The sequence below is a fragment of the Gemmobacter lanyuensis genome, from assembly GCF_014652355.1.
In the GTDB taxonomy this organism is placed as follows: Bacteria; Pseudomonadota; Alphaproteobacteria; order Rhodobacterales; family Rhodobacteraceae; genus Gemmobacter; species Gemmobacter lanyuensis.
Genome location: NZ_BMYQ01000001.1, coordinates 225,190 through 251,251, shown reverse-complemented (window position 1 = coordinate 251,251; position 26,062 = coordinate 225,190). Strand labels below are relative to the sequence as shown.

Genomic DNA, 26,062 nt, shown 5'->3' with positions numbered 1-26,062 from the left:
TTGACGTCAGGGACAGGCGCGCCCTCTCAGCTGCAGCCAGAGGTACCGCCGCAGGTGTTGCACTTCATGCAGGTGCCGTTGCGGACCAGCGTGTAGTTGCCGCATTCGCCGCAAGCCTCGCCCTCGTAGCCCTGCATCTTGGCCTTGGTGCGCGCATCCATTGACACGCTGCCCGTGGCTAGCGCCGTGGTTGCCATCGGCGCCGTTTCAGGCAGCAGCATGGACAGCGCGGTCGCATCCCCGCTGAGCGCGGTTGCCCCGGCCCCGCCCTGCAGCACCACAAGCTCTTGCGGCAGACGCTTGCGGAGATAGCCGGTCGAGGAGATCTGGCGCAGCACTTCTAGCGATTTCGAGGCGGCGCTTTCGCTTACCGGCTCGATATTGCTGCTGCGCTTGCCTTCATCCTTACCGCCGCCGATGTCGTCAAAGCTGGCGCCCTTGGGGGCGACATGGGCCAGGTCGGTGCGGTCCAGATAGCTGACCGCCAGTTCGCGGAACACATAGTCGAGGATCGAGGTTGCGTTCTTGATGCTGTCATTCCCCTGCACCATGCCCGCCGGTTCGAACTTGGTGAAGGTGAAGGCATCGACGAATTCCTCCAGCGGCACGCCATATTGAAGGCCGACCGACACGGCGATGGCGAAGTTGTTCATCATCGCCCGGAAGCCCGCGCCTTCCTTGTGCATGTCGATGAAGATCTCGCCCAGCGTGCCGTCCTTGTATTCGCCGGTCCGCAGATAGACCTTGTGCCCGCCGACGACCGCCTTCTGGGTATAGCCCTTGCGGCGCTCGGGCAGCTTTTCGCGGTGGCTGCGGACGATTTCCTTGACGATCACCTTCTCGATGATCTTCTCGGCCAGGACGGCGGCCTTTTCCTGCGGATTGCCGGTGGCGAGGATTTCTTCCGCCTCTTCATCATCCTCGACCAGCGCGGCCGCCAACGGCTGCGACAGTTTCGAGCCGTCGCGATAGAGCGCGTTGGCCTTGATCCCAAGCGAATGCGACAGCTCATAAGCCGCCAGCGTTTCCTCGATCGTGGCCGAATTCGGCATGTTGATCGTCTTGGAAATCGCGCCCGAGATGAAGCTTTGCGCGGCCGCCATCATGGTGATGTGGCTGTTCACGCTCAGATAGCGCGTCCCCTTCTTGCCGCAGGGGTTGGCGCAGTCAAAGACCGGCAGGTGCTGGGCCTTGAGGAAAGGCGCCCCTTCCAGCGTCATCGTCCCGCAGACATGATCGTTGGCCGCATCGATCTGCGCCTTGGTAAAGCCCAGATGGCGCAGCAGGTCGAAGGTCGGGTCCAGCAGCTTTTCGGCCGGGATGCCCAGCGTGTGCTTGCAGAACTCTTCCCCCAGCGTCCACTGGTTGAAGACGAAGCGGATGTCAAAGGCCGAAGGCAGCGCGGCTTCGATCTTCTCGATCTCGCGCGGGCCAAAGCCGTGGCCGATCAGCGCGGTATGGTTGATGCCGGGGCAATTGCCCAGCGTGCCATGACCCACCGCATAGGCCACGATCTCGGCGATCTGGCCCGAGGAATAGCCCAGCTTTTCCAGTGCCGCCGGAACCGATTGGTTGATGATCTTGAAGTAACCGCCGCCCGCCAGCTTCTTGAACTTGACCAGCGCGAAATCAGGCTCGATCCCGGTCGTGTCGCAATCCATAACCAGACCGATGGTGCCGGTGGGGGCTATGACGGTAGTCTGGGCGTTGCGATAGCCATGCTGTTCGCCAAGCGCCAGCGCCTCATCCCAGGCACCACGGGCCAGCGTCACCAGTTCGGGCGCGGGGCAGTTGGCGGCATCCAGCGGCACGGGGGTCACGTTCAGGGCCTCATAGCCCTTGGTTTCGCCATAGGCGGCGCGGCGATGGTTGCGGATCACGCGCAGCATATGCGGCGCGTTGCGGCCATAGCCCGCAAAGGGGCCAAGCTCGGCCGCGATTTCGGCGCTGGTGGCATAGGTCACGCCGGTCATCAGCGCCGTCAGCGCCCCGCAGAGCGCCCGCCCCGCGTCGGAATCATAGCCAAGGCCCATGTTCATCAGCAGCCCGCCGATATTGGCATAGCCAAGGCCCAGGGTGCGGAAGTCATAGGAAAGTTGCGCGATTTCCTTCGACGGAAACTGCGCCATCATCACGCTGATTTCCAGCGTCAGCGTCCAGAGCCGCGTGGCGTGGATATAGGCCTGCGCGTCAAAGGCGCCGTCGGCAAAGAAGGTCAGCAGGTTCATCGAGGCCAGATTGCAGGCCGTATCATCGAGGAACATGTATTCCGAACAGGGGTTCGACCCGCGGATCGGCCCATCTTCGGGGCAGGTGTGCCAGGCGTTGACCGTGTCATGGAACTGGATGCCCGGATCGGCGCAGGCCCAGGCGGCATGGCCGACCTGATCCCAAAGCTCGCGCGCCTTCACGGTCTTGGCGACCTTGCCATCGGTGCGGCGGATCAGCGCCCAATCGGCATCGTCCTTGACCGCCTGGAGGAAGGCATCCGTCACGCGGACCGAGTTGTTCGAATTCTGGCCCGAAACGCTGATATAAGCCTCAGAGTCCCAGTCCGTATCATAGGTCGGAAACTCAATGGAATCAAAGCCCTGCCGCGCGTATTGCAGAACCCGGTTGATGTAGGTTTCCGGGATCATCGCACGTTTGGCAGCTCGGATCGCGCCCTTCAGCGCGGCATTCCGGGTGGCATCGCAGGCGTCGGTGACGCTGCCATCCCAGCCCTTGATCGCGGCGAAGATCGCGTTCAGGTGCTGCTCATGCATCTTGGATCCGGCCACAAGGCTTGCGACCTTCTGCTCTTCGATGACCTTCCAGTTAATGAAGGCCTCGACATCGGGGTGATCCATGTCGCAGATCACCATCTTGGCCGCCCGGCGCGTGGTGCCGCCCGATTTGATGGCGCCCGCCGCACGATCGCCAATCTTGAGGAAGCCCATCAGACCCGAGGATTTGCCCCCGCCCGACAGCTTTTCGCCCTCGCCCCGCAGCGAGGAGAAGTTGGTCCCGGTGCCCGAGCCGTATTTGAAGAGACGCGCCTCACGCACCCAAAGGTCCATGATCCCGCCTTCGTTCACCAGATCATCCTTGACCGACTGGATGAAGCAGGCATGCGGCTGCGGATGTTCATAGGCGCTGTCAGAGGGGGTGAGCTTGCCGGTCTGATAATCGACATAGAAATGGCCCTGACCGGGGCCGTCGATGCCATAGGCCCAGTGCAGCCCCGTGTTGAACCATTGCGGCGAATTGGGCGCGGCCATCTGGCGGGCCAGCATGAAGCGCATTTCATCGTAATAGGCGCGGGCATCGGATTCGGCGGTGAAATAGCCGCCCTTCCAGCCCCAATAGGCCCAGGCCCCGGCCAGACGGTCAAAGACCTGCTTGGCCGAGGTTTCGCCGCCAAAGCGTGCCTCCTCGGGCAGATCGGCCATGGCTTCGGAATCGGGAACCGAACGCCACAGGAATTCCGGCACGCCCTTTTCGGCCACGCGCTTCGAACGGGCAGGCACACCGGCCTTGCGGAAGTATTTCTGCGCCAGAACATCGCTTGCGACCTGGCTCCAGCCCTCGGGGATTTCGACGGCCTCGTTGCGGAAGACCACCTTGCCATCCGGATTGCGGATCTCAGAGGTGGTGGTGCCGAAGGACAGCGCGCCATAGGCGCCGGTTTCCTCGGTCGTGAACTTCCGCTCGATCTTCATCTACCCCTCGCTTCATATCCGGCGGGCTCGGCCCGTCTTTTGTGCTGTGGTCAGGACTGTCTCTCGCGCAGACCCGGGCGGACATAAGCGATCCTCCCGCCCGGAGACGGGGCGGGCGGCGCCGCAACGGGCGCGGCGCATCTGGTGGTATGGATCGCCTATTCCGTTCGCCACACACCAAATGTGGTGGCCCGCGGGTTTGCGGGGACAAGTTGTCGGAATTTGCGGGGCCAATCAACTGAGAAATTTGCGGGCAGCCACCTGATTTGGTGTTGACGCGCAGCTTACCCACAAGCGGTGGATAGCTTGGCCGAGGGACCCGGATCTCCCCCCGCGCCTGTGGATTATTCTGTGGGAAATCTGTTGCCGATTTTTCCGCGGCGCCGCGCGGGCCGCGAAAAAGCGCAATGTTCCGGCAGGGTTCGGGCGCAAGCCTCAGACGGCGTATCAGCTGTGGATAACTCCGCCCGCGGGTGGCAGAGGGCCGCTTTTCGGGCAGAATCTGATCCCTTCGGGGCGATGACACCGCCAAAATGATGGGCCATTTCCCGCCGGTGCCGTGGCTTTGGCGCACCAGCTGCCACTGGCGCTGTCCCGCAGAGCCGGCCCTTACCTGCGATTGATCAGGATGATTCCCGCCGCGACCAGTCCACCGGCCCCCAGGATCGACCATCCCAGATGTTCCCCCATCAGCAGCCAGCCCAGCGTCAGGCTGAAAATGGGCGTGAGGAAGCTGAAGCTCGCCACTGTCGCGGCCGGGTAGCGCGACAGAAGCCAGAGCCAGCTGATGAAGCCCCCCGCCACCACGACCCCTGCCTGAAACACCAGCCAGACCCAGTGCATCGGCTCGACCGCGCGTAGAAAGGGGCCGAAGGCGGGCGCGACGATCAGCAGCATCGGGGCCGAGACGGCGACCATCCACAGCAGCTGCATCTCGGGGCCGACAGCGGCCATGCGCGGCCTGCGGGCGATGAAGGCCGTTCCCGCCCATCCAAAGGCGCCGACCAGCGCATAAAGATCGCCCGCAAGGCTGCCCTGCCCGCCGCTGCTGCCCCGGTCGAGGATCGCCCAGGCCGTGCCGCAAAAGGCCAGCAAGAGCCCCAGCGCCCGCACCTTCGTCAGCCTTTCGCCCGGCAGCCCGAAATGCGCGGCCAGGCCCAGCCAGACCGGCATGGAATAGAAGATGATCGCGGCGCGGCTGACCGTGGTCAGGTCCAGCGCCATGAACAGACAGAGGAATTCGACCGCGAAGACCGCCCCGATCAAAAGCCCCGGCCCCAGCGTGCCGGGGGTGTAGCGCGGCGCCCGGCCCTTCCAGACCATCCAGCCCCAGACGAACAGCACCGCCAGCGCCGACCGAGCACCTGCAAAGAACACCGGCTGCAACCCTGCGGTGGTGATCTTGACGATGACCTGATTGGCCGCGAGCAGCGCCGTCACCCCCAGAAGGGCCGCGATGCCCGTGCCGTCCAGCCTGTCTTTACGCATCGCCTGCCCCGTGCTGCGACCCCGATCTTGACCATCCGGTCGAAAGAGCCGCCTTTCTCCCCCTTTGCAGCCGCGCGCGCAATCCCCACCTAAAGGGAGAGCCCCTTGGAAGGGCCATTCAGAAAGGGTGTGCGGATGAGTTTCGTGAAGACACTGGCCAAGGTCGCGCTTGGCGTGGCGATTGCCAAGGGCGCCAGCTATGTGGCGAAGAAAGGGCTGCCGAAACGGGGCAGCGGTGGTTCCACGCCCCACTTGGGCGGATCAGGGGATCTGCTGGGCCAGATCGGCGGGATGCTGGGCGGCAAGGGCGGCAGCAGCCGTGCGCTTGGCGGGCTGATCGACAGTCTGGGTGGGTCAGGTGCGGGCCCGTCGAACATCCCCAAGACCCGCGCACGCAAGGCGCCTTCGGGGTTTGAGGCGCTTCTGGCCTCGGGCGGCGGGCTTCTGGGCGGGGCGCTGGCGGGCGGGGCTGCGGCCAAGGGCGGCACGGGCGGTCTGGGCGTGCTTCTGGACCGTGCGCTTTCCGGCAAGACCGAGGATGAGGCCCCCACCCCCGCGCAGGAACTGGGTGCGGCGCTGATGCTGCGGGCGATGATACAGGCGATCAAGGCCGATGGCCAGATGGACGCCGCCGAAAAGCGCCGCCTGATGGAGACGCTGGACGGCGCAACCCGGCAAGAGCTGGATTTCGTCAATGCCGAACTCGCCGCCGAGAGCGACATCGAAGGCCTCGCCGCGCAGGTTCCGGTGGGGATGGAGGCGCAGGTCTATGCGATTTCGCTGGCCGCCATCGATCTCGACAGCCGGGCCGAGGCCGATTACCTGGCCGCGCTGGCCCGCGCACTTGGCCTGACCCCGGCCGAAGTGACCGAGATCCATGACGCCGCCGGGGCGCCGCGCCTACAGGTTTGACGCCCCTGCGCTCACATCCGCGCGATCATCCGTCGGGGAATGACCAGTCTGTCGGTTTGAAGATGGCAGAGGGGCTGCGAATCCCCTAAGGCGGGCCAAGACCGGGCGGCGCCTGCCGCCCTGCACCGCCGCCCGGCTGCCTGCCGCGCAGCGGTATTTCTTGGGCAAGCGGCCAGAAAGACCCCGACGTGAGCGATACCAGAGACAACCTTCGCGGCATCGTCCTGATGCTTCTGGCCATGGGCGGCTTCGCGATCGAGGACATGTTCGTCAAATGGGCCGCGCAGGATCTGCCCACCGGGCAGATCCTGCTGCTGCTGGGGATCTTCGGCACGCCGGTCTTCGCGCTCATGGCGCGGCACCAGGGCGGATCGTTCTGGACGCGCGATCTGCTGCACCCGGCGGTGATGTGGCGCAATATCGGCGAAATGGTCGGCACCTTCGGCTTCATCACCGCCTTGGCGCTGACCGAACTGACCACCGCCACGGCGATCTTTCAGGCAAGCCCGCTGGCGGTGACGTTGGGCGCCGCGCTCTTTCTGGGGGAAAAGGTCGGCTGGCGGCGCTGGACGGCAATTTCGGTGGGCTTTCTGGGCGTGATGGTGATCATCCGCCCCGGATTTGACGGGTTCCAGCTGGCCTCGCTCTGGTCGGTGCTGGCGGTTTTCGGCCTCTCGGTGCGCGATGTGGCCACGCGGCGCATCCCTGCCCGCATCGTCACGGCACAGGTCGCAGCCTGGGGCTTTGCGGCGGTGGGGCTGTTGGGGGCCGGGATGCTGGTGGTTTCGGGCGGGGCGCAGGTGCCTGACCTGAAGGCGGCCCTCTGGATCGGGGGGGCGCTGTCCTTCGGGGTCGCGGCCTATTGGGCAGTGACGCAGGCCATGCGCGTGGGCGAAGTCGCGGTGGTGACGCCCTTCCGCTATTCGCGCCTTGTCTATGCGATGATCATCGGCATCATCGTTTTTGGCGAACGCCCTGATGCGCTGACCCTGACGGGGGCTGCGCTGATCATCGGATCAGGGCTCTACACATTTGCCCGCGAAAGGATGCGCGCCCGCGCCGAGGCGCGCGCCGCCCGCAGTGCCGCCGTAGCAGACGCCCTGCGCGAGGCGGCCTGACGCGCGTCGTCTTTTCGATACAAGTTCCGGCCATGGTAGCGCCATCTGTGCTTTCCTTGGCCCGCGAGCTTGAGTAAGACCGCCCCGAGAGCACGCTTCACTCGGAGGAGATCCCCCCATGAGCACGATCATCGACATCCACGCGCGCGAGATTTTGGACAGCCGCGGCAACCCCACCATCGAGGTGGACGTGACGCTGGAAAGCGGCGCCTTCGGTCGCGCGGCGGTCCCCTCGGGCGCCTCGACCGGCGCGCATGAGGCGGTGGAACGCCGCGACGGCGACAAGTCGCGCTACATGGGCAAGGGCGTGCTGGATGCCGTTGCCGCCGTGAACGGCGAAATCGCCGAAGCCATCATCGGCTTTGATGCGACCGACCAGATCGGCATCGACCGCACCATGATCGAACTGGACGGCACGCCGAACAAGGCCCGTCTGGGCGCGAATGCCATTCTGGGCGTGTCGCTGGCCGTGGCCAAGGCCGCTGCCGAAGTGACCGGCCAGCCGCTGTTCCGCTATGTCGGCGGCACCGCCGCGCGTGTCCTGCCCGTGCCGATGATGAACATCATCAACGGCGGCGAACATGCCGACAATCCGATCGACATTCAGGAATTCATGATCATGCCCGTTTCGGCCGCGAATATCCGCGACGCCGTGCGGATGGGGTCGGAAGTGTTCCACACCCTGAAGAAAGAGCTGTCGGCGGCGGGCCTCTCGACCGGGATCGGCGATGAGGGCGGCTTTGCCCCCAACCTGTCCTCGACCCGCGCGGCGCTGGATTTCATCCTGAAGGCTATCGAAAAGGCCGGCTACAAACCGGGCGAAGACATCTACCTCGCGCTCGACTGCGCCTCGACCGAATATTTCAAGGGTGGCAAATATGAGATGAAGGGCGAAGGCCTCTCGCTCAGCTCGGCCGAGAATGTGGACTATCTGGCCAGCCTCTGCGCCGATTACCCGATCATCTCGATCGAGGACGGCTGCGCCGAAGACGATTGGGAAGGCTGGAAACTGCTGACCGAAAAGCTGGGTGACAAGGTGCAGCTGGTGGGTGACGATCTGTTCGTGACCAACCCCAAGCGTCTGGCCGAGGGCATCAAGAAGGGCGTCGCGAACTCGATGCTCGTGAAGGTGAACCAGATCGGGTCGCTGACGGAAACGCTGCAGGCGGTCGATATGGCCCATCGCGCGCGCTACACCAACGTCATGTCGCACCGTTCGGGCGAGACCGAGGACAGCACCATCGCCGATCTCGCCGTGGCGACGAACTGCGGCCAGATCAAGACCGGCTCGCTGGCGCGGTCGGACCGGCTGGCAAAATACAACCAGCTGATCCGCATCGAGGAAATGCTGGGTGAAGTGGCCGAATATGCCGGCCGTTCGATCCTGAAGGGCTGAGACGCCCCAAGATGACGGACCGGCCCGCGCCGGTCGCCGCAGCGGCGCGCCCCGAACCGGGCGCGCCGTTTGCGTTCGGGGGGGGAATTGTGGCGGTGACAAGATTGCCGTGGCCTCTGCCCCGCCAAAGATTTAGGCAATCTTCATCATGACACAGCAAAATCAGTCTTCGGATTCTCCGCGTGGCCTTGCCTTTGCCTTGGGTGCCTATGTGCTCTGGGGGTTCTTGCCGCTTTACATGAAGGCGCTTTCGCATGTGCCGACCTTTGAGGTTCTGGCCCATCGCGTGATGTGGTCGGTGCCGGTGGCGGGGCTCTTGCTGATCTGGCTGGGGCGGACGCGCGATCTGATGACGGCGATCCGCACGCCGCGGATGCTGGCCATGGGCTGTGTCACGGCGGCGCTGATTTCGATGAACTGGGGGATCTATGTCTGGGCCATCCAGACGGGCCATGCGCTGGATGCGGCGCTTGGCTATTACATCAACCCGCTGTTTTCGATCCTTCTTGGCGCGGTGGTGCTGCGCGAGCCGATGAACCTGCCGCAAAAGATTGCCGTGGGATTGGCGGGCGTTGCGGTGGTGGTGCTGACGGTCGATGCCGGGCGCCTGCCGGTGCTGGCGCTGGGGATGACCTTTACCTGGGCCGCCTATGCCTATGCCAAGAAGCAGCTGCCGATCGGGCCGAACCAGGGGTTCCTGCTGGAAGTGTTGCTGTTGTTGCCGCTGGCGCTGGGATATGCGGTCTATGCCGGGGTGACGGGGACGGCCAAGTTCATGGGGCCGGATCTGACGGATACGCTGCTCTTGGCCTCGGCCGGGGTGGTGACGGCGGTGCCGCTGATCCTTTATGCCAACGGGGCCAAGCTTCTGCGCCTGTCGACCATCGGGATCCTGCAATATGTCTCGCCCACGCTGATCTTTCTGGTGGCGGTCTTCGTGTTCCACGAACCTTTCAGCACGGCGAAGATGGTGGCCTTTGCGCTGATCTGGTCGGCGCTGGCGATCTATACCTATGGCATGGTGCGCCACGCCCGCCGCCCGGCGTAAGGGGCGCTGCCGGGAAGGCAGGGAGGGGCTGTCTGCCCCTCTGGGCGCGCAGGCGCGCCCATTCACCCCGAGGATATTTTCAGACAGAAAATGCGGGCGATCAGACGCCGGGATGGCTGATCTGGCCGCCGCCCACGAGGGCCATGACGCCGGTTGTCGTGGGGCCGGAGGTGGGCAGGCCGCGGGCCACGCGCACCGCGAGATAGGCGAAGGCCTGCGCCTCCAGCATGTCGCCATCAAGGCCCACGCTTTCGACCGGGGCGACGGTGCAGGGCAGACGTGCCGCCAGATCGGTCATGAGCGTGGCATTATGGCGCCCGCCGCCGGTGACGAGAAGGCGCTCGACCGGGGTGGGGAAATGTTCGGTGCCGCGGACCACGGCTTCGGCTGCGGCGCGGGTGAGGGTCGCTGCGGCATCGGCATCCGGGAGCGGCGCCACCGCGGCGAGCAGCGCGTTGAAATCATTCCGGTCGAGCGATTTGGGCGGCATCCGCAGGAAATAGGGATGGGCCAGGAAATCGGCGATGATGCCTGCATCGGGCGTGCCGCTGGCCGCCAGTTCCCCGCCGGTATCCTGCGTCAGGCCGCGACGGCTGCGGAGGAGATCATTCACGGGGGCATTGGCAGGGCCGGTGTCGAAGGCGAGGCAGGCGCCGGGGCTTTCGGGGCCGGGTTTTGACGGATCGACCCAGGTGAGATTGCCGACCCCGCCGAGGTTGAGGAAAGCGAGGGGTGCCGTCGCGCCGATGCGTTTGGCCAGCGCGAAGTGAAAGAAGGGAGCGAGCGGTGCGCCCTGCCCGCCCAATGCCACGTCGCTTGAGCGGAAATCCCAGACCACGGGCACGCCCAGCACCTCGGCCAGGACGGCGCCATTGCCGGCCTGATGTGTGCCGCGGCCGCGCGGATCATGCGCCAGCGTCTGGCCGTGGAACCCCACCAGGGCCGCGGCGCCGAACTGGCTGAGGAGTTCGGCATGGGCAGTTTCGACGATTTCGGCGGCCATCTCGACCTCGGGTGCGCCGGGCCAACGGCCGAGCGCCGCGCGGATCAGCGCGCGTTCCTCCTCATCATAGGGGCGGTAGCCGGTTTCGCCGAAATCGAGGATGCGTTCGCCATCGGTCAGCACGAGGGCCGCATCGACCCCGTCGAGCGAGGTGCCCGACATCGCCCCCAGAGCCCAGATCGGTCCGGCCTTCAACATGGCTGCCCCCAAAGCACTTTCCCTTGGCCCCCACGGCCGCTATACGCTGTCTCGTCGTCATAAAACACGAGAGAGCGATGACCTACCACCCGAAATCCGACTTCATGCGTGTGATGATCGAGCGCGGCTATCTGGCTGATTGCACCGATTATCAATCGCTCGACGAGGCGCTGCGGAAGGGGGTCGTGCCAGCCTATATCGGCTATGACGCGACGGCCGCCTCGTTGCATGTGGGGCACCTGCTCAACATCATGATGTTGCGCTGGCTGCAAAAGACCGGGCACAAGCCGATCACCCTGATGGGGGGCGGCACCACCAAGGTGGGCGACCCGAGCTTCCGCGCCGATGAGCGCCCGCTGCTGACGCCTGAAAAGATCGACGAGAACATCCAGGGCATGAAGCAGGTCTTCGGCCGTTACCTGAGCTATGGCGACGGGGCGACCGATGCCATCATGCTCAACAATGCCGAATGGCTGGACAGCCTGAACTACCTCGATTTCCTGCGCGACATCGGGCGGCATTTCAGCGTGAACAGGATGCTGTCGTTTGAATCGGTCAAGTCGCGGCTGGACCGGGAACAGAGCCTGTCCTTCCTTGAATTCAACTACATGATCCTGCAGGCCTATGACTTCCTGGAGCTGAACCGCCGCTATGGCTGTCTGCTGCAGATGGGCGGCAGCGACCAGTGGGGCAATATCGTCAACGGGATCGACCTGACCCGCCGGGTGCTGGATCGCGAGATCTATGGCCTGACCTCGCCGCTGCTGACCACGAGCGACGGCAAGAAGATGGGCAAATCGGCCTCGGGCGCGGTCTGGCTGAACGGGGCGATGCTGTCGTCCTATGAATTCTGGCAGTTCTGGCGCAATACGACCGATGCCGATGTGGGGCGCTTCCTGCGGCTTTACACTGATCTGCCGCTGGAGGAATGCGACCGTCTGGGCAAGCTGGCCGGATCGGAGATCAATGCCGCGAAGATCATCCTCGCCAATGAGGTGACGGGCCTGCTCCACGGGGCTGATGCGGCGGCTGCGGCCGAGGCCACGGCGCGCGAAGTGTTCGAGAAGGGCGGCGTGGGCGCAGATCTGCCGACCGTCGCGCTCGATCTGGCCGATGTGGCCGAAGGTATCACCGTGGCGCAGCTTTTCGTGCGGGCGGGGCTTTCGCCTTCGGGGAAAGAGGCCAAGCGCCTGATCCAGGAAGGCGGCGCGCGTCTGAACGACGAGCCGGTGCTGGACGCGGGTCACAAGATCCACGCCGCCGATCTGGTCGAGCCGCTGAAGCTGACGGCCGGGAAGAAGCGGCACGCGCTGGTGACGCTGGGCTGACCGCCCTGCCCCGATCGGAACCCAAGGGCGGCTTCGGCCGCCCTTTTCATTGGGCCAAAACAAAGGGCCGCGCAGTTGCCCGCGCAGCCCTGATTTGCCGGATAGCTGCGATCACTCGCTGACCGTGACCTTGGCCATGCGGTCGGGGGTATCGACCTCGCCATTGCCGCCGGTGCCTTTCTTGATGGCATCGACCACATCCATGCCCGAGATGACCCGGCCGACGACGGTGTATTGACCATCCAGATGCGGCGCGGGGGCGAACATGATGAAGAACTGGCTGTTGGCCGAGTTCGGGTCCATCGAGCGGGCCATGCCCACGATGCCGCGATCAAAGCTGACCGAGGAGAATTCGGCCGGAAGGTCGGGCAGATCCGACCCGCCCATGCCGGCCATGTCGGACCCGCCGGCCTTGCCGTATTGCACATCGCCCGTCTGGGCCATGAAGCCGTCGATCACGCGGTGAAAGACCACGTCGTCATAATCGCCGCGCTTGGCCAGCGTGACGATCTGTTCGACATGCTTGGGCGCCACATCGGGCAGAAGGTCGATGACGATCTCGCCCTGGGTGCTGCCATCGACGGCGATGGTCAGGTTCGGGCCGGGGCCGTCTTCCTGGGCAAACGCGGGGGCCGCGATCAGCGCGAGCGCGGCGATCAGCGCCTTACTTGACATCGGCGGCCACCATGACCTTGATCATGCGGTCTGGATTGGCCGGCGGCTCGCCGCGGACGATCTTGTCCACATGTTCCATCCCCGAGATCACGCGGCCATAGACGGTGTATTGGCCGTTCAGGAAATGGTTGTCCTTGAAGTTGATGAAGAACTGGCTGTTGGCCGAGTTCGGGTTCATCGACCGGGCCGCGCCCAGCGTGCCACGGTCATGCGGCAGCTTGGAGAATTCGGCCGGAAGATCCGGAAGCTCGGACCCGCCCGTGCCGGCGCGGCGCAGGTTGAAATTCTTTTCCATATTGCCGTTTTCGACATCGCCCGACTGGGCCATGAAGCCCTCGATCACGCGGTGGAAACAGACATTGTCATAGGCACCGGCGCGCGCCAGCGTCTTCATGCGCTCGCTGTGCTTGGGGGCAACGTCCGCCAGCAGCTCGATCACCACATCGCCGTCCTTGAGCGTCATGATGATGGTGTTTTCGGGATCTTTGATGTCGGCCATGCCGTCAGTCTCCTTGTTTGGTTGCACCGAAAGTAACGATGCGCGCGGCGAAGGAAAAGGGGACAGCACAAAGATCGGCCACTTCCCTCTTCCCTGGGTTCGGGGGTGGAACACGCAAAGGGTGCATGACCGCCGTCAGCTGCCCGAAAACGCGCAAAACGCCCGTAGTTTCACGCAAACTGCCGTGATTTTCACAAGTCCCGATTGACTTTTGACAAGGCGAAGAGACAGATCCGCCCATCCAAAGGTGAACGAGTCCCATGCGCCCAGAAGACCTGCCGGAAATCCGCCACCTGCCGCTGTTCCGGGACATGCTGCAGAGCAATTTCGAACAATTGATGCAGGCCGCCTACGCGCAGACCTTTCCCGCCGGGGCCGAGCTGATCCGCCAGGGCGACCCGGCCGATTACCTGCATATCGTGCTGGACGGCGCGGTCGAACTGTACAGCCACTGGGGCACGCAGGATTGCACGATGGAGGTGGTCCGGCCGGTTGGAACCTTCATCCTGGCCGCCTGCATCAAGGATGTGCCCTATCTCATGTCGGCGCGCACGCTGGAAAAATCGCGTCTGGTGCTGGTGCCGGCATCGGATCTGCGGGCGGTGTTCCGGCGCGACCCGGAATTTGCAGTCTCGAGCATCACCGAGCTTGCCACCCATTTCCGCATCATGGTGCGTCACGCCAAAGGGTTGAAGCTGCGCAATTCACGCGAACGGATCGCGGCCTATCTGCTCAATCTGTCGCGTCAGCAGGGCGGTGCCGTGCAGTTTCCGCTGCAGGTCGAGAAAAAGCTGATCGCGTCCTATCTGGGCATGACGCCCGAAAATTTCTCACGCGCGCTCAAGACGCTGGATGCCGACGGGGTTCGCATCACCGGGACGACGGTGCTGATCCATGATCCGGAGCGCCTTGCAACGCTGGCGCGGCTTGATCCGCTGATCGACGGGCCAGAAGCGCGCCCCGGCAGCATTGAAGCCGCCAGCCCCTTGGGCTGACGGCCGGTGGTTTAAGCCGGTGCTTCAGGCAGCCGCTTCGGCACCGCACAGCGCCGAGGTGGACAGCACCATCCCGACCTCGCCCCCCGCAAGCAACGCGATGCCATTCAGGTTGCGCAGGCGTTTCAGCACCCCCCGCAGGGGACGCAGCAACACGAGTTGCTGGCCCACCACCTCATCCACCGGCAGGGCGACACGCGCCCCGTTCGAGGACAGGATGACATAGACATCATTGGCTGCGTCGCGGTTCAGCATCGACCGGATCGGGACGATTTCGTTTTTCGACAGGCGCAGCAGCTGCTGGCCCCCGCCCGCCGCCACGCGGATGCGCGCCGAGGGATCGGATTGCACGATCGTGCTGATCGCATCGACCGGCAGCACATAGCGCACGCCATCGACCCCCACCACCATGCCATCCAGAACCACCATGGTCATGGGGAGCGAGACATGGATGCGCTGACGCCCGCCCGGCACCTGCACTTGCCGCAGCCGCCCATGCTGGCGCTGGACGGTCGCCAGAACCGGGGCAAGGGCGGTTTCGGAAATGGGGCTGGCGCCATCATCCTCTAGCGTGACCTGCACGCTTTCCTCGTCCCGGCGGAAGGTCAGGCACATGGATTTCGGCCCGTCAGCCGCCTCGACCCGTGCCGTGGCGAGCGTCCGCAGCACCCCGCGCAGGGTTTCAAGCAGCGTGACGTCCAGCGCCAGTTCCCCGCCAAGCGTGGTCACGCTCAGATCGCGGCCGCGGTGGCGCGACAGGGTCTGGGCCAGCGTCGCCACCGGCCGCAGCACACTGTCGGCCGGACGGGTGCGCAGGGTGACGGTTTCCTCCTGCAGATGCGCCATCTGCGCCAGAAGCTGCGTTTCCAGCTGCACAATGTCGCGCAGACGGTCGCTGTATTCGGTCAATGCGGCGCGCACCTCGCCCCGGGGACCGGCGGCAATGCCAAGCCCGCGCAGCAGGCTGTCCAGCTGGCCCACGATATCGGCCTCGGCCAACTCGCCCAGCATATGGTGGATCATCGCCTGGCCGGTGGCGATTTCCCCGATCTGTTCGAGCATCTCGACACTGACGGCCGCTGCCTGCGGGATGGCCGACCCCGGCTCTTCTTCCGCCAGAACAGTGTCGCTATTGGCCGGGGTCAAGGTCTGCAGCAGCAAAAGCTTGCGCCCGCCCGGGTCCAGCACGGCAAGCGCCTCGACCACGCTGCCCTCGGTCAGGGGCGAGGCCAGCAGGAAATCGAACAGCGTCTCATTGCCGCGGAACACGGTGACATTGGTGATCGGGCGGTTGCCATGCTGGCCCAGCCAATCAAGGAAGGCCTCGGCGATGCGTTCATCATCGTTGATGTCGGCGCGCAGGATGTGAAAGCGCATGCCTTTGTCCAGCGCATCCGCCGCCGCACGCACGCTCTCGGGCGACATCACACGGTGGAATTCGCGCGGCAGACCCAGCTTGCGTTCGATCGCGCTCGCCGAGATCACCCCTTCCGAAACGAAAGCCACGCTTGAAGCTTCGGCAAAGAGACGCTGGAGCGCGTCATATTCCGTCACCTCATCGGATTCCGCCAAACGATCGAACACAAGTTCGATGGTGCTGATGAACCCCTGGGCGATGTGGTTCAGAATGGCATCCGGCGCCCCGCCGACCGTCTGTTGACGGGCAAAGAGGTCAAGCAACGACATCGACAGCTGCGCCGCCATGTCGATGCGGTAATGCTGACAGGCACGATGGATGCGCCGCATCATCTGCGAGAAGCGCGCGAACATCGGGTCGCGGTCGCTTTCCTTCTGCAGCCGTTCCAGCAGCGATGAGGTTTCCGCCAGCGTGTCGAAGATATGATCGGCGCACCAATTGAGCAGCAGCGCCCGCGGGCTTGCGCCTTCCTTGCGCGCCTCTTCCGGCAGAACCGCCTCAACCGCGGCCAGTTCTTCATAAAGCGCCAGTTCGCCCTCGCGGTAGGCCGCCTGGTTCGTGACACGGGTCAGGGCCTGTGCAGCCTCGATCACCCGGACAAAGCCAAGGGGCTGCGTCGCGGCAATGATCTGCTGCGCCAGCTCTTCTCGCTTTGCGCGGTGATCGGGCGTATCGGCAAAATCAAGGCCGAGCTTGGCCAGTTCGGCCAGCGGCACGCGCAGGCCGCCCAGATAATCATCATCCGAATCCAGCACCGCGACCGGCGCCAGAAAATCGGCCTGCATCCGATCATCAATATCCAGCATGAGCTGGGCGAGCTTTTCCTTGCCCGGGGCGGGATCTGCCAAATACCCCGACAGCATTGCCGCCCAGTCGGGCAGCCCGATCTGCCCCGAAGCATGGGCCAGGCCGTCCAGCGCATTGCGGAAGGCCGCCATTCCCGCATCATCCGAAGCGGCGATCTGGGCCCGCAGCTTTTCGGTCGTTTCCTCGACCATGCCCAGAAAGATCTTGCGATAGACCGGATCATCCACCAGCCGCGACCGCGAAGGCAGATCTGCCGCCGGGGCGGGTTCCGGCGGGGGCGCCGGATTGGCAACCAGGCCGTAATCATCAGGCTCCGGTTCGGCGGGCAGTTCATCGAAACTGTCCGGCACGAATACCCCCTCGGCGGGGGCCGGTTCCGGGGCGGGTGTGGGCACCGGGGCGGCCTCCACCACGCGTGCAGGTTCCGGCGCCACCGCAACAGACGGCGTTGGCGCCGCGGCAGGGGGTGCCGGTTCGGCACCGCTGCAGCGCGCGATCTTGTCGCGCAGCCGGTCCATCAGGTTTTCGGACCCGTCCGGGCTCACATCGGCGCGGGTCTGTGCGGTTTCCTCCAGCATGCCGCGCAGCACATCGGCGGCCAGCAGCAGGATGTCGCGGATCTCCTCATCCAGCGGCACCCCCTGATCGCGGACCAGACCGATCAGATCTTCGGCCAGGTGGGCGCGGCTTTCGACCACCGCCAGACCCAGCACCCGCGAGTTGCCCTTGAACGTATGGACGGCCCGGAACAAAGCCGAGATATGGCTTTCTTCCGCGGATTTGTCGCAACCGGCCAGCGCATCCAGCGCCGTTTCCATCGCGTCGAGCGCCTGTTGCCCATCATCGGCGTAAAGCGCCCAGATTTCGTCCATTTCGTCTTCCATGCCGGGGTCCCCTTCCCGTTACGCCAAGATCAGGCCGCGCAAAGCGACCGCATCGTGCGCGCCAGTTCCTCGCCGGTCTTTTCCTCGAGGTCATGCGACACCGTGCCGGAGGGTTTGGCGACCACACCGTCGGCGCCCAGTTCGCGCGCCTTGGCCGCATGGGGCGACCCCGACACCGCCACCGAGGACAGCATGCAGATCTTGGCCCGGGTCTTGAGCTTGGCATGCCGAAGGAATTCGAGACCATCCATCACCGGCATCTCGATATCGAGCAGGATCAGGTCGACCTGGGGCGTGGTCGCCAGCTTGTCGAGCGCCTCCTGGCCATTGGCGGCCTGGGCGACCACCTTGAAATCCGGCAAGGTCTTGATGAAGCTCGCGATGTACAGACGCATCATCGCCGCATCGTCAACGATCATCACATTAAAGGGCATCTTGTCATCCTTTCCCGTTCAGGGGGGCGGCACCCGGATCAGTCCCGGCGCCGCGATATTGGCATCTGGCAGAGCGGGGTTCAGAACCCGGCGAAACCACGTTCATCATGATCGGCCGAGCGCGGCCCCTGGCCATTGCTGACCGGCATCGCCAGCGCCGCGGGGACACCCCCGTTACCGGCCATCATCCGCTGGATCTGGGCCAGCATTTCGGGCGGCAGCATCTCAAGACCGGGGATGGCGGACAGCGGGGTCGCCGCGGCCTTGCGCAGGCTGAAGCGCGACATTTCCTGACGCATCGCTTCGGCCGCCGATTGCATCTGGCTGCTTGACGCGGCCAGTTCATCGGCCTGCTGGCTGGTGGACAGGGCCGAACGGGCGACCTCGCCGATGGCGATGTTGATCTGGGCCACGCCGCGCGATTGTTCTTCGCTGGCGGTGGCAATGTCAGACACGAGGGCGCGGACCTTTTCGATGTCATCCACGATCTGGCCGAAGGACTTGCTCGTCTCGTCTGCAATCCGCACGCCATCGCGCACCCGCACCGTCGCATCCTCGATGTAATCCGAGGTTTCGCGCGCCGCCTTGGCCGAGCGACCGGCAAGATTGCGGACCTCCTGCGCCACCACCGCGAAACCGCGGCCATGCTGGCCTGCACGTGCTGCCTCGACGGCGGCGTTCAGGGCGAGAAGGTTGGTCTGGAAGGCGATCTCGTCGATGACCTTGATGATCTTGGCAATATCCTGCGACGACACGCGGATGCCTTCCATCGCGGCCACCATCTGGCTGATCTTGTCGCGCCCGTCCTGCGCCACGACCGAGGCCGAATTGACCAGCTGGCTTGCCGTGCCGGCGGCGGCGGCATTGGCCTTGACCTGGGCGTCGGTTTCCTCGGTCGAGGCCGAAACCTCATCGACCGAGGCGGACTGGATCTGGCTGTTGGTCGCCAGTGCGGTGCTGGACTTGGCCATCATGGCCACGGTGCCCGCGATCTGTTCGACCTGTTCCGACGTCCGGCTGACGGTATGGTTCATCGAGGCCAGAACGCGGTCCAGCGCATCGACCACGCGGCGATACTGGCCCGAGAACTTGCTGGCATCGACCTCCACGTCCAGACGACCATCGCTGATCGCCTGCGCCAGACGTTCGATTTCCGATGTCACACCGCGGAAGGCCCCGCGAACCTGTTCGATGGTGTCGTTGATGAAGAACCGCTTGCCCGAGAATTTTTCAAGCGGGGCATCGAAATTGCCCTGCGCGAATTCCTGCACCACCGTCAGGATTTTCTTCTTGGTGCTGATATGTTCGCGCACCATCGCATTTGCGCCTTCGACCACGCGGCGCATGTCGTCGGTAAAGCCGTCGGTATCCATGAAGAACTCAATTTCGCCCGCCATGTGCTGGGCGGTCATGTCCTCGATGGTTTTTACCAGAAGATCGACCTGAGCCTTGGCGGCGACTTCGGCGGTGCGGTCGTTCCATTCCACGATGACATAGGCCATCTTGTTCTGCCCATCCATCACCGGGGTCGCCCGGAAGGACAGGGTCTGACCGCCGATCACGAAACGGCCGTCATGTGCGGCCGTCAGCCCCGACATGATCCGACGCTGGAATTCCGGCTTCTTGTGGAACACGTCGATGGATTTCCCGATCACATCCCGCGCCACAAAGTGCGGCAGATCACGACGGATGTCATCTTCGATCCGCTCGAACATCGCATAGGCGGCATCGTTGACGAAGCGGATCACCAGATCCGATGTTGCAATCATCACCGGGTTGCTGAGCACATTCAGCGCCTGCGCGCTGGTCAGGTTTTCCCAGTCTGAACGCTGGGCGGATTGCGCGGCAGTTGTCATGGCGGGGCTCCTAACGGGGTTGGTCTCGGGCGTGGAGACAGGCAATTCGGCAGAGGGCGGGTCTGCGGTTTCCGGGGGGGGGTCGCCGGTCGGGGGGCCGGAAACGGGATCGGCGGCGACAGGTTCGACCCAGGCAAGCGGGTCGGCTGGCAGCCGGCTGTTCGATGGGGTCTTGCGGCGTGTCATGCGTCCTGCCTCCTTGTCTTTTTCTTGCCCCGGCCCGTCAGAAGGCTGGCAAGGGTCGTGAAATCCGTGGCGCCCGTGCTGTCGGGGGCGTGGGTAAAGATGGTGCGGCCATAGCCGGGCGTTTCCGCCAGCCGGACCGAGCTGTTGATTTCGACGGGCAGCAACATCCCGTCGCCAAACCGTTCCAGAAGCCGCGCCCGCACCTCGCGGTGAACCACCAGACGGCGGTTGTAGCGGCTGACCAGAAGCCGGATGCGATCCAGTGGCAGACCTTCCTGGCGCAGCTGGCGCAGCAGGCGGTTCACCCCTGAAAGGCCCAAGAAATCCGGCTCGAGCGGGCAGATCACCAGATCGCAGGCCTTGATGAAGCCCAGGACAAGCGGGCTCCAGACGGGGGCGCAGTCCATGATCAACCAGTCATCCGCAACCTCGGGCAGGCCCCCTTCCGCCGACAGCGGATCGGCCGCGCCCGGCACCAGCGAGAGCCCCGGCTCATCGGGAACCTCGACCGGCGCACCGGGCCGCCCGGCCAGCCAATCGGCCGCCGTCCAGCCCGCGGCCTCGGGGTCAAACCCCAGCGAGGCCGTCAGGTGCATCTGCGGGTCCAGATCGGCCAAAACCACCCGCCCTGCCCCGGACCGCGCCAGCGCGGCGCCGAGGTTCACAGCTGTGGTGGTCTTGCCGACCCCGCCCTTCTGGTTGAAAATGACGACCTTCATGCGACCCCCGCAAGATCCTCGGGCAGGCGCAGATCCTCTTCCGACACAAGCGCGGCCGTATCCAGCAGGATGGCGACCCGGTCCCCGATGCGGCCAATGCCGGAAATCAGCGACCGCGCCCCGCCCCGCGAAAACTGTGCCGGACGGTCGACCTGGCCGGGCGGGATCTCCAGCACCTCGCGCACGGCATCGACGATCAGCCCGATGGGCGCATCCTCGACATCCATGACGATGATGACGGTGCGCTCGTCATAGGCGCGCTCCGGCATGCCAAAGCGCAGCCGCACATCCATCAGCGGAATGACCTTGCCGCGCAGGTTGATCACACCCTTCACATATTCGGGCATGTCCGGGATCGGCATGATCCGCTGCATGCCCACGATCTCGACCACGCCGCCGATGCCGACGCCGTAATCCTCGTCGGCCAGCGCGAAGGTCAGATACATGTCATCGATGTTGTCCGTTTCCGCCAGCGAGATGCCGTCGCTGTGGCTGGTCTTCATGTCGGCGCCAAGTTCGGCCATGGTGTTCTCCTCTCAGTGGCTCAGGGCCGGGCCGCGCGGGCCTGGCTCACGGTGATGCAGCGCAGCATCCGGTCGGGAATATCGTCGAGCGGCAGCGTCTCTTTCGCGGCGCCCAGTTCCACGGCTGCAAAAGGCATGCCGTAGACAACCGAAGTCGCCTCATCCTGTGCAAAGGTTGTGCCGCCCGCCTGGCGGATCGCCAGCATGCCGCGGGCGCCATCCCGGCCCATGCCGGTCAGCAGGGCCGCAATCGCCTTGCGCCCCGCCTGCTGCGCGACCGAGGCGAACAGCACATCGACCGAGGGGCGCGAATAGCTGACCGGGTCCCCCGGTTCGAGCAAGATGGACCAGGACGATGCCCCCTCACGCCGCACGGTCATATGGCGTTGACCGCCCGGCGCGATATAGACCGTGCCAAAGCGCACTTCCTCACCGTCGCGGGCTTCGCAGACCGACATGTTGCACACGGCATCCAGACGGCGGGCGAAGGCCCCGGTAAAGCCTTCGGGCATGTGCTGTACGATCAGGATCGGCGGCGAAGCCGCGGGAAACATTGGCAGTATACGGCTGAGCGCCTGCACCCCGCCGGTGGAAGACCCGATGGCCATCAGCGTGCCGTGGGCCGCGCGTTCATCATATTGTGGCGGCGGGGCGACGGGGGGCGCCTGTCTGACGCGCGCACGCCGGAGGACCGGCCGCGCCGAGGCGGCGGCCCGAACCCGTTCGCAGATGTCGCGCATCATGCCCGACATGCCTTCGACGCCAAGCGAGGGTTTCTCGATCACATCGACGGCGCCGGCCTCCATGGCCTGCAAGGTGACAGGGGCGGATTCCGACGTCAGCGCCGAGATCATCACCGTCGGGATGGGCATGACCTGCATGTAGCGGCTGAGGAAGGTCACACCGTCCGTCGCGGGCATTTCCACATCCAGCGTGATCACATCGGGGCGCTGCGCCTGCATCATGTCCCAGGCCTGCGTCGCGTTTGACGCACTGCCGATCACTTCGATTTCCGGGTCGGAGGACAGCCCCATCATCAAGACCCGGCGCACCATGGCCGAGTCGTCGACGATCAGGACACGGACGGTTCTGCTCATCTCAGTGCCCCCCGTCCTTGCGTGCGATCCCGCTGCCGGTGATGGTCCAGCGCGTATTCAGATCGCGCACGTTTTCGGTGACGGATGTCACAAGCCAGCCGCCCGGTTCGGTCACGTCATAAATGGCGCGCAAGGTGGCTTCTTGATCTGGTTTTTCAAAGTAATACAGGATGTTGCGGCAAAAGACGGCCTGAAAGGGGCGTTTGAACGGATAGGGTGTTGTCTTGAGGTTCATGCGACGGAAGGTGCAACAGGCGCGCAATTCGGGGATGACCTGGAACTGGTCGATCCCGATAGGCACGAAATAGCGTTTCAGGATGTCGGGGGGCACATAGCCCAGCTGGCGCAGGCTGTAGATGCCCTGCTCGGCCCGTTCGACGACCGGCGCGCTGATATCGGTGCCGAGAATCTGGGTCCGGCGCAGCGCCTGCAGGCCTTCGGTTTCGGCCAGGATGATCGCCATGGTGTAGGCCTCATCCCCGGTCGAGCAGGCGGCACTCCAGAAGCGGTATTCGCCGCGACCCGACAAAGACGGCAGGATGATCGAGCGGAATTGATCCAGCACACTGATTTCGCGGAAGAAATAGGTGTGATTGGTCGATGCCGCATGCATCACCGCCAGCTGGATTTCGTGCTGCTGGCTTTGCGTCACCTCATGGGCCAGATCGGCAAGGCCGCGCAGGTTGTGGGCCCGCTGCACCCGGCTCAGACGCTGGACCAGCAGGTCGCGTTTGTGGTCGGGATAGGCGATCCCGCAGCGTTCATTCAGCCACCCGCGCAGCGTTTCCAGCCCGGCCAGTTCCGCAGAGGTCATACCATGCCCCCCGCACCCAGACGTTCACAGTCCAGGACAAGGGCCACCTCGCCGGTGCCCAGAAGCGCGCAGCCAAAGCTGGCCCGCACCTGTGCCAGTCGCCCGGCCAGAGGTTTCATCACCACCTGCTGGCGGTCGAGGATTTCATCCACCGGCACGGCCAGCTGGCCCTGGCTGGTGGCAAAGACCACGAAGACCTGCTTGTCTGCGGCATTGGTGCCGGGCGCGGTCCCGCGGTAGTAATGTTCAAGCCGACAGACGGGGATATGGACGCCGCGCAGGCGCAGCAGCTCGACCCCGCCCTGGGCGGAAATGGTGGGCAGGTCGCCCCGGTTCGGCCGCGTGATTTCCGACACCACGTCGATCGGCACCGCGAAAAGCTGTTCACCCAGACGCAGGATCAGGCAATCGAGGAAAGCCAGCGACACGGGAATATGCAGGGACACACGGGTGCCGTGGCCTGCGTTGCTGTCCACCGCGATGCGGCCGCGCAGGGCCGTCATGGTGGCATTCAGCACATCCATCCCCACGCCGCGCCCCGACAGGTTCGACACGGTTTCGGCGGTGGAAAACCCCGGCTCGAAGATCACCTTCCACAATGCCGAGGGTTCGGGTTCCTCGGTCGGACCGAACAGCCCCTTTTCCCGCGCCTTCCTGAGGATCTTTTCGCGGCTCAGGCCACGGCCGTCATCGGCTACGATGATGCGGACTTCGCTGCCCACCTGCTGGGCCGCAAGAAGGATCGTCCCGGCTTCGGACTTGCCATTGGCGCGGCGTTCCTCGGGCGGTTCGATCCCGTGATCGGCGGCGTTGCGCAACACATGCAGCAGCGGGTCATAGAGCCGGTCGGCGACCAGCTTGTCGATGGCGGTATCCGCGCCCTCGACCGCAAGGTCGATACGTTTGCCGGTCTGGCGTTCCAGTTCCCGGATCATCCGCCGCAGACGGCGGAACACCTCATCCACGGGGACCAGACGCAGCTCGGTCGCCGCATCCTGCACCTCGCGCACGATCATGCCCAGCCGATGGGCCGCCGCGTCAAACCGCGAAAGTTCCAACCCCTGCAAATCCGGGGAATGGACGGTTTCCGCAACACTGAGCGAAAGTTCACCGACAAGATCCATCAAGCGCGAGATCTTGTCCGATGCGACCCGCATCAGGCCGCCGTCAGAGGCCCCAGCCTCGGGGGATGGCGTGCTCATGGTCGCGCCTCCCGATGGGCGTGCATCACGCCGCGCTTGTTGCCGTCCTGTGCCATCGCGCACCCCTGCCCTTCATCCTGACCGGCCGTCACGCTGCTTCGTCGGCGTTGCGGTCGTAGTTGAAGATGCAGACACCGTCGAAGCCGGTGGATTTGAACAGGAAGGTCTTTTTCATGGTCTCGAGGAAACCGCCGTGGTTTTTCTCGAAGGTCTTCAGATCGGAAATTCCGGGGAAGAAGACATTGATCGACACGTCCCCTTCCTTGCTGATCAGCACGTTCAACCCGTTCAGGTTGCAGGCCGGAATCGCATTCCCCAGGGCCTCGACGACAAAGGGGGCAGCAATCTGCGCAGCGTCGAGACTAGGGAATTTCAGGTGGTAGGTCTTGGAAAGCATCGCATCTGCCCCGATGATGGTCCTGCAGGTAGAAACGGCAGGAGAAGGTGAATATGTGATTAGCCGGAAGGATGGATTCCGGCATCCGTTCGTCTGGCCCGCTTCGGACCCGTGTCAGCCGAGGTAATCGAACAGGGTTTTGCTTGTGATCATCGAGTAGGTCTGCATCGCTGCCTGCTGCGACGTCATAAGCTGCGCCAACCGCGTCGAGGCTGCCGCAAGATCAAGGTCGTTAAGCCCCGAGACCGCCTGATCGACGGTGGCCTGCCGCTCGACAAGGCGCTTTCCCTGGGCATCGACCTGGGCCGCCACCGACCCCAGCCGACCCTGCTGATCGGACAGATGGTCAAGCGCGTCGTTCAGCGCCGCGAGGATCGAGTCATTGGACATGCGCGCCGATCGCAGCGCCTGCACCGGCCCCCCTGACCCTTCTGTCGCCTGGAATTTCGCCATCACACCTTCATCCTCCTCTGCCGAAAACCCGGACACGGCAATCGTTCCGGTTGCTGCAAGAAGGATGCCGATCCCGTCTTCCGCGAGGCGAGCCTTCACCCCCGTCTTCGAAGTTTGTGCATTGATCGCGTCAATCACCGGGCCCGGCGCGCCGGTCTGAGGCAAAACATCCACCTCTGCCTCGCCCGCAGGGCCGGACAGGGTGAAGGTCACCGGTTTGGGATGGGTCGAGGTGGTGAGATCCAGTCTGGCCCCCGACATGGCCGAAGACCGGGCGACGGTGCTGGCCAGGGTAGACATCGAGGTGTCGAGATCCTTGAAGATGTCAAAGACGCTGCGCACCCCCTGTTCGGTCGGAACCGACATCAGCAGATCCGCCCCGCTCAGCCCGGTCATCACCCGCAGACTCTCTGAAATCTGGACCTGGGTCTGGCCGGTGTCTCCACCATAGGTCACGCCTTGCGGCGTCACACGGAACGGGGTTTCGCTGGAGAGGCCCGAAAACAGCGGTTGGCCTGCGGCATCGCGCGTATTGGCCACGCCCACCAGCGCCTCGCGCAGCTGCGCCGCCTCGCTGCGCAGGGTGGCATAACCGATCTCCGAAGTCGCGGTATTGGCCATCTGCAGGGCGACGTCCTTGACCTGCCGCATCAGGGCCGACATCTCGCCCATGGCCGCGTCGGCCAGCGACAGGCGGTTGTCGGCGCTGGCGGCATTGGAGGCATAGCTCTTGATCAGCGCCTGTTGGTCCCGCGCGGCAGACAGCATGGCCGCCCGCGTCGGATCGGCCGAGGGGCGCGCGTCGTTTGTGCCCTCGGCGATCTGCCCCTGCAGCGCGTTCAGCTCGCTGTTGATGCTGTCGAACCGCGTCGTGGTGAAGCGGGTATAGAGGGCATTGCCAATGGTCATGA

General features: G+C 64.6%; 21 protein-coding genes. 6 read left to right on the top strand and 15 right to left on the bottom strand.

Features of this window, described 5'->3' with window-relative positions; all coding sequences use genetic code 11:
• Nucleotides 1–26: 26 nt before the first annotated feature.
• A complete protein-coding gene (locus IE101_RS01185) occupies nucleotides 27–3,701 on the bottom strand; it encodes a vitamin B12-dependent ribonucleotide reductase (RefSeq protein ID WP_189631977.1) in 3,675 nt (1,224 codons plus the stop codon).
• A gap of 609 nt (nucleotides 3,702–4,310) precedes the next feature.
• Nucleotides 4,311–5,189 carry a DMT family transporter gene (locus IE101_RS01180; RefSeq protein WP_189631976.1) on the bottom strand — a complete coding sequence of 293 codons (879 nt, stop codon included), beginning with the start codon at nucleotides 5,187–5,189 and terminating at the stop codon, nucleotides 4,311–4,313.
• A 135-nt stretch (nucleotides 5,190–5,324) separates the two neighbouring features.
• On the opposite strand from IE101_RS01180, the gene IE101_RS01175 reads away from it, so the two are divergent.
• The 4 genes from IE101_RS01175 (at nucleotide 5,325) to rarD (ending at nucleotide 9,663) form a co-directional block, all read left to right on the top strand.
• Nucleotides 5,325–6,101, top strand: coding sequence for a DUF533 domain-containing protein (locus IE101_RS01175; protein WP_189631975.1), 777 nt, complete (start codon nucleotides 5,325–5,327; stop codon nucleotides 6,099–6,101).
• Nucleotides 6,102–6,328: 227 nt separating this feature from the next.
• The gene (locus IE101_RS01170; RefSeq protein ID WP_189632704.1) at nucleotides 6,329–7,219 is read left to right on the top strand and encodes a DMT family transporter; all 891 of its coding nucleotides are present in this window, start codon (nucleotides 6,329–6,331) and stop codon (nucleotides 7,217–7,219) included.
• A gap of 118 nt (nucleotides 7,220–7,337) precedes the next feature.
• Nucleotides 7,338–8,615 carry a phosphopyruvate hydratase gene (gene eno, locus IE101_RS01165; RefSeq protein WP_189631974.1) on the top strand — a complete coding sequence of 426 codons (1,278 nt, stop codon included), beginning with the start codon at nucleotides 7,338–7,340 and terminating at the stop codon, nucleotides 8,613–8,615.
• A 148-nt stretch (nucleotides 8,616–8,763) separates the two neighbouring features.
• Nucleotides 8,764–9,663 carry an EamA family transporter RarD gene (rarD, locus tag IE101_RS01160; RefSeq protein WP_189631973.1) on the top strand — a complete coding sequence of 300 codons (900 nt, stop codon included), beginning with the start codon at nucleotides 8,764–8,766 and terminating at the stop codon, nucleotides 9,661–9,663.
• 100 nt (nucleotides 9,664–9,763) lie between these two features.
• Here the strand turns inward: rarD and IE101_RS01155 are convergent, their stop codons facing one another.
• Nucleotides 9,764–10,864, bottom strand: a complete 1,101-nt coding sequence (locus tag IE101_RS01155; RefSeq protein WP_189631972.1) for an anhydro-N-acetylmuramic acid kinase — start codon at nucleotides 10,862–10,864, stop codon at nucleotides 9,764–9,766.
• 77 nt (nucleotides 10,865–10,941) lie between these two features.
• Between IE101_RS01155 and tyrS the strand changes: the two genes are divergently transcribed.
• Entirely contained in the window at nucleotides 10,942–12,192 is a 1,251-nt protein-coding gene (tyrS, locus tag IE101_RS01150) for a tyrosine--tRNA ligase (RefSeq protein WP_189631971.1), read from the top strand.
• Between the two features lie 111 nt (nucleotides 12,193–12,303).
• Here the strand turns inward: tyrS and IE101_RS01145 are convergent, their stop codons facing one another.
• Nucleotides 12,304–12,867: a peptidylprolyl isomerase gene (locus IE101_RS01145; RefSeq protein ID WP_189631970.1), complete on the bottom strand. Its 564-nt coding sequence runs from the start codon at nucleotides 12,865–12,867 to the stop codon at nucleotides 12,304–12,306.
• Nucleotides 12,857–13,366, bottom strand: coding sequence for a peptidylprolyl isomerase (locus IE101_RS01140; protein WP_189631969.1), 510 nt, complete (start codon nucleotides 13,364–13,366; stop codon nucleotides 12,857–12,859). Before IE101_RS01140 ends, IE101_RS01145 begins: the two co-directional genes overlap by 11 nt.
• A 260-nt stretch (nucleotides 13,367–13,626) precedes the next feature.
• Here IE101_RS01140 and IE101_RS01135 point away from each other — a divergent pair, with 260 nt between their 5' ends.
• Complete coding sequence (locus IE101_RS01135; RefSeq protein WP_189631968.1) at nucleotides 13,627–14,361, top strand: helix-turn-helix domain-containing protein; 735 nt, start codon at nucleotides 13,627–13,629, stop codon at nucleotides 14,359–14,361.
• A 24-nt stretch (nucleotides 14,362–14,385) separates the two neighbouring features.
• Here IE101_RS01135 and IE101_RS01130 read toward each other — a convergent pair whose 3' ends face one another.
• The 10 genes from IE101_RS01130 to flgL form a co-directional block, all read right to left on the bottom strand.
• On the bottom strand, nucleotides 14,386–17,469 hold the full coding sequence (locus IE101_RS01130; RefSeq protein WP_189631967.1) for an Hpt domain-containing protein: 3,084 nt from the start codon (nucleotides 17,467–17,469) through the stop codon (nucleotides 14,386–14,388).
• Between the two features lie 29 nt (nucleotides 17,470–17,498).
• The gene (locus tag IE101_RS01125) at nucleotides 17,499–17,903 is read right to left on the bottom strand and encodes a response regulator (RefSeq protein WP_189631966.1); all 405 of its coding nucleotides are present in this window, start codon (nucleotides 17,901–17,903) and stop codon (nucleotides 17,499–17,501) included.
• Between the two features lie 80 nt (nucleotides 17,904–17,983).
• Nucleotides 17,984–19,759, bottom strand: coding sequence for a methyl-accepting chemotaxis protein (locus IE101_RS01120; RefSeq protein ID WP_189631965.1), 1,776 nt, complete (start codon nucleotides 19,757–19,759; stop codon nucleotides 17,984–17,986).
• 182 nt (nucleotides 19,760–19,941) lie between these two features.
• On the bottom strand, nucleotides 19,942–20,664 hold the full coding sequence (locus tag IE101_RS01115; protein ID WP_189631964.1) for a ParA family protein: 723 nt from the start codon (nucleotides 20,662–20,664) through the stop codon (nucleotides 19,942–19,944).
• Complete coding sequence (locus IE101_RS01110; RefSeq protein WP_189631963.1) at nucleotides 20,661–21,188, bottom strand: chemotaxis protein CheW; 528 nt, start codon at nucleotides 21,186–21,188, stop codon at nucleotides 20,661–20,663. Before IE101_RS01110 ends, IE101_RS01115 begins: the two co-directional genes overlap by 4 nt.
• 20 nt (nucleotides 21,189–21,208) lie before the next feature.
• Nucleotides 21,209–22,285, bottom strand: a complete 1,077-nt coding sequence (locus IE101_RS01105) for a protein-glutamate methylesterase/protein-glutamine glutaminase (RefSeq protein WP_189631962.1) — start codon at nucleotides 22,283–22,285, stop codon at nucleotides 21,209–21,211.
• Nucleotide 22,286: 1 nt separating this feature from the next.
• Nucleotides 22,287–23,099 carry a CheR family methyltransferase gene (locus IE101_RS01100; RefSeq protein ID WP_189631961.1) on the bottom strand — a complete coding sequence of 271 codons (813 nt, stop codon included), beginning with the start codon at nucleotides 23,097–23,099 and terminating at the stop codon, nucleotides 22,287–22,289.
• Nucleotides 23,096–24,301, bottom strand: coding sequence for a chemotaxis protein CheA (locus IE101_RS01095; protein WP_189631960.1), 1,206 nt, complete (start codon nucleotides 24,299–24,301; stop codon nucleotides 23,096–23,098). The genes IE101_RS01100 and IE101_RS01095 overlap by 4 nt, the downstream gene beginning before the upstream one ends.
• A gap of 88 nt (nucleotides 24,302–24,389) precedes the next feature.
• On the bottom strand, nucleotides 24,390–24,698 hold the full coding sequence (locus tag IE101_RS01090; RefSeq protein ID WP_189631959.1) for a hypothetical protein: 309 nt from the start codon (nucleotides 24,696–24,698) through the stop codon (nucleotides 24,390–24,392).
• A gap of 114 nt (nucleotides 24,699–24,812) precedes the next feature.
• On the bottom strand, nucleotides 24,813–26,060 hold the full coding sequence (flgL, locus tag IE101_RS01085; protein WP_189631958.1) for a flagellar hook-associated protein FlgL: 1,248 nt from the start codon (nucleotides 26,058–26,060) through the stop codon (nucleotides 24,813–24,815).
• Between the last annotated feature and the right edge of the window lie 2 nt (nucleotides 26,061–26,062).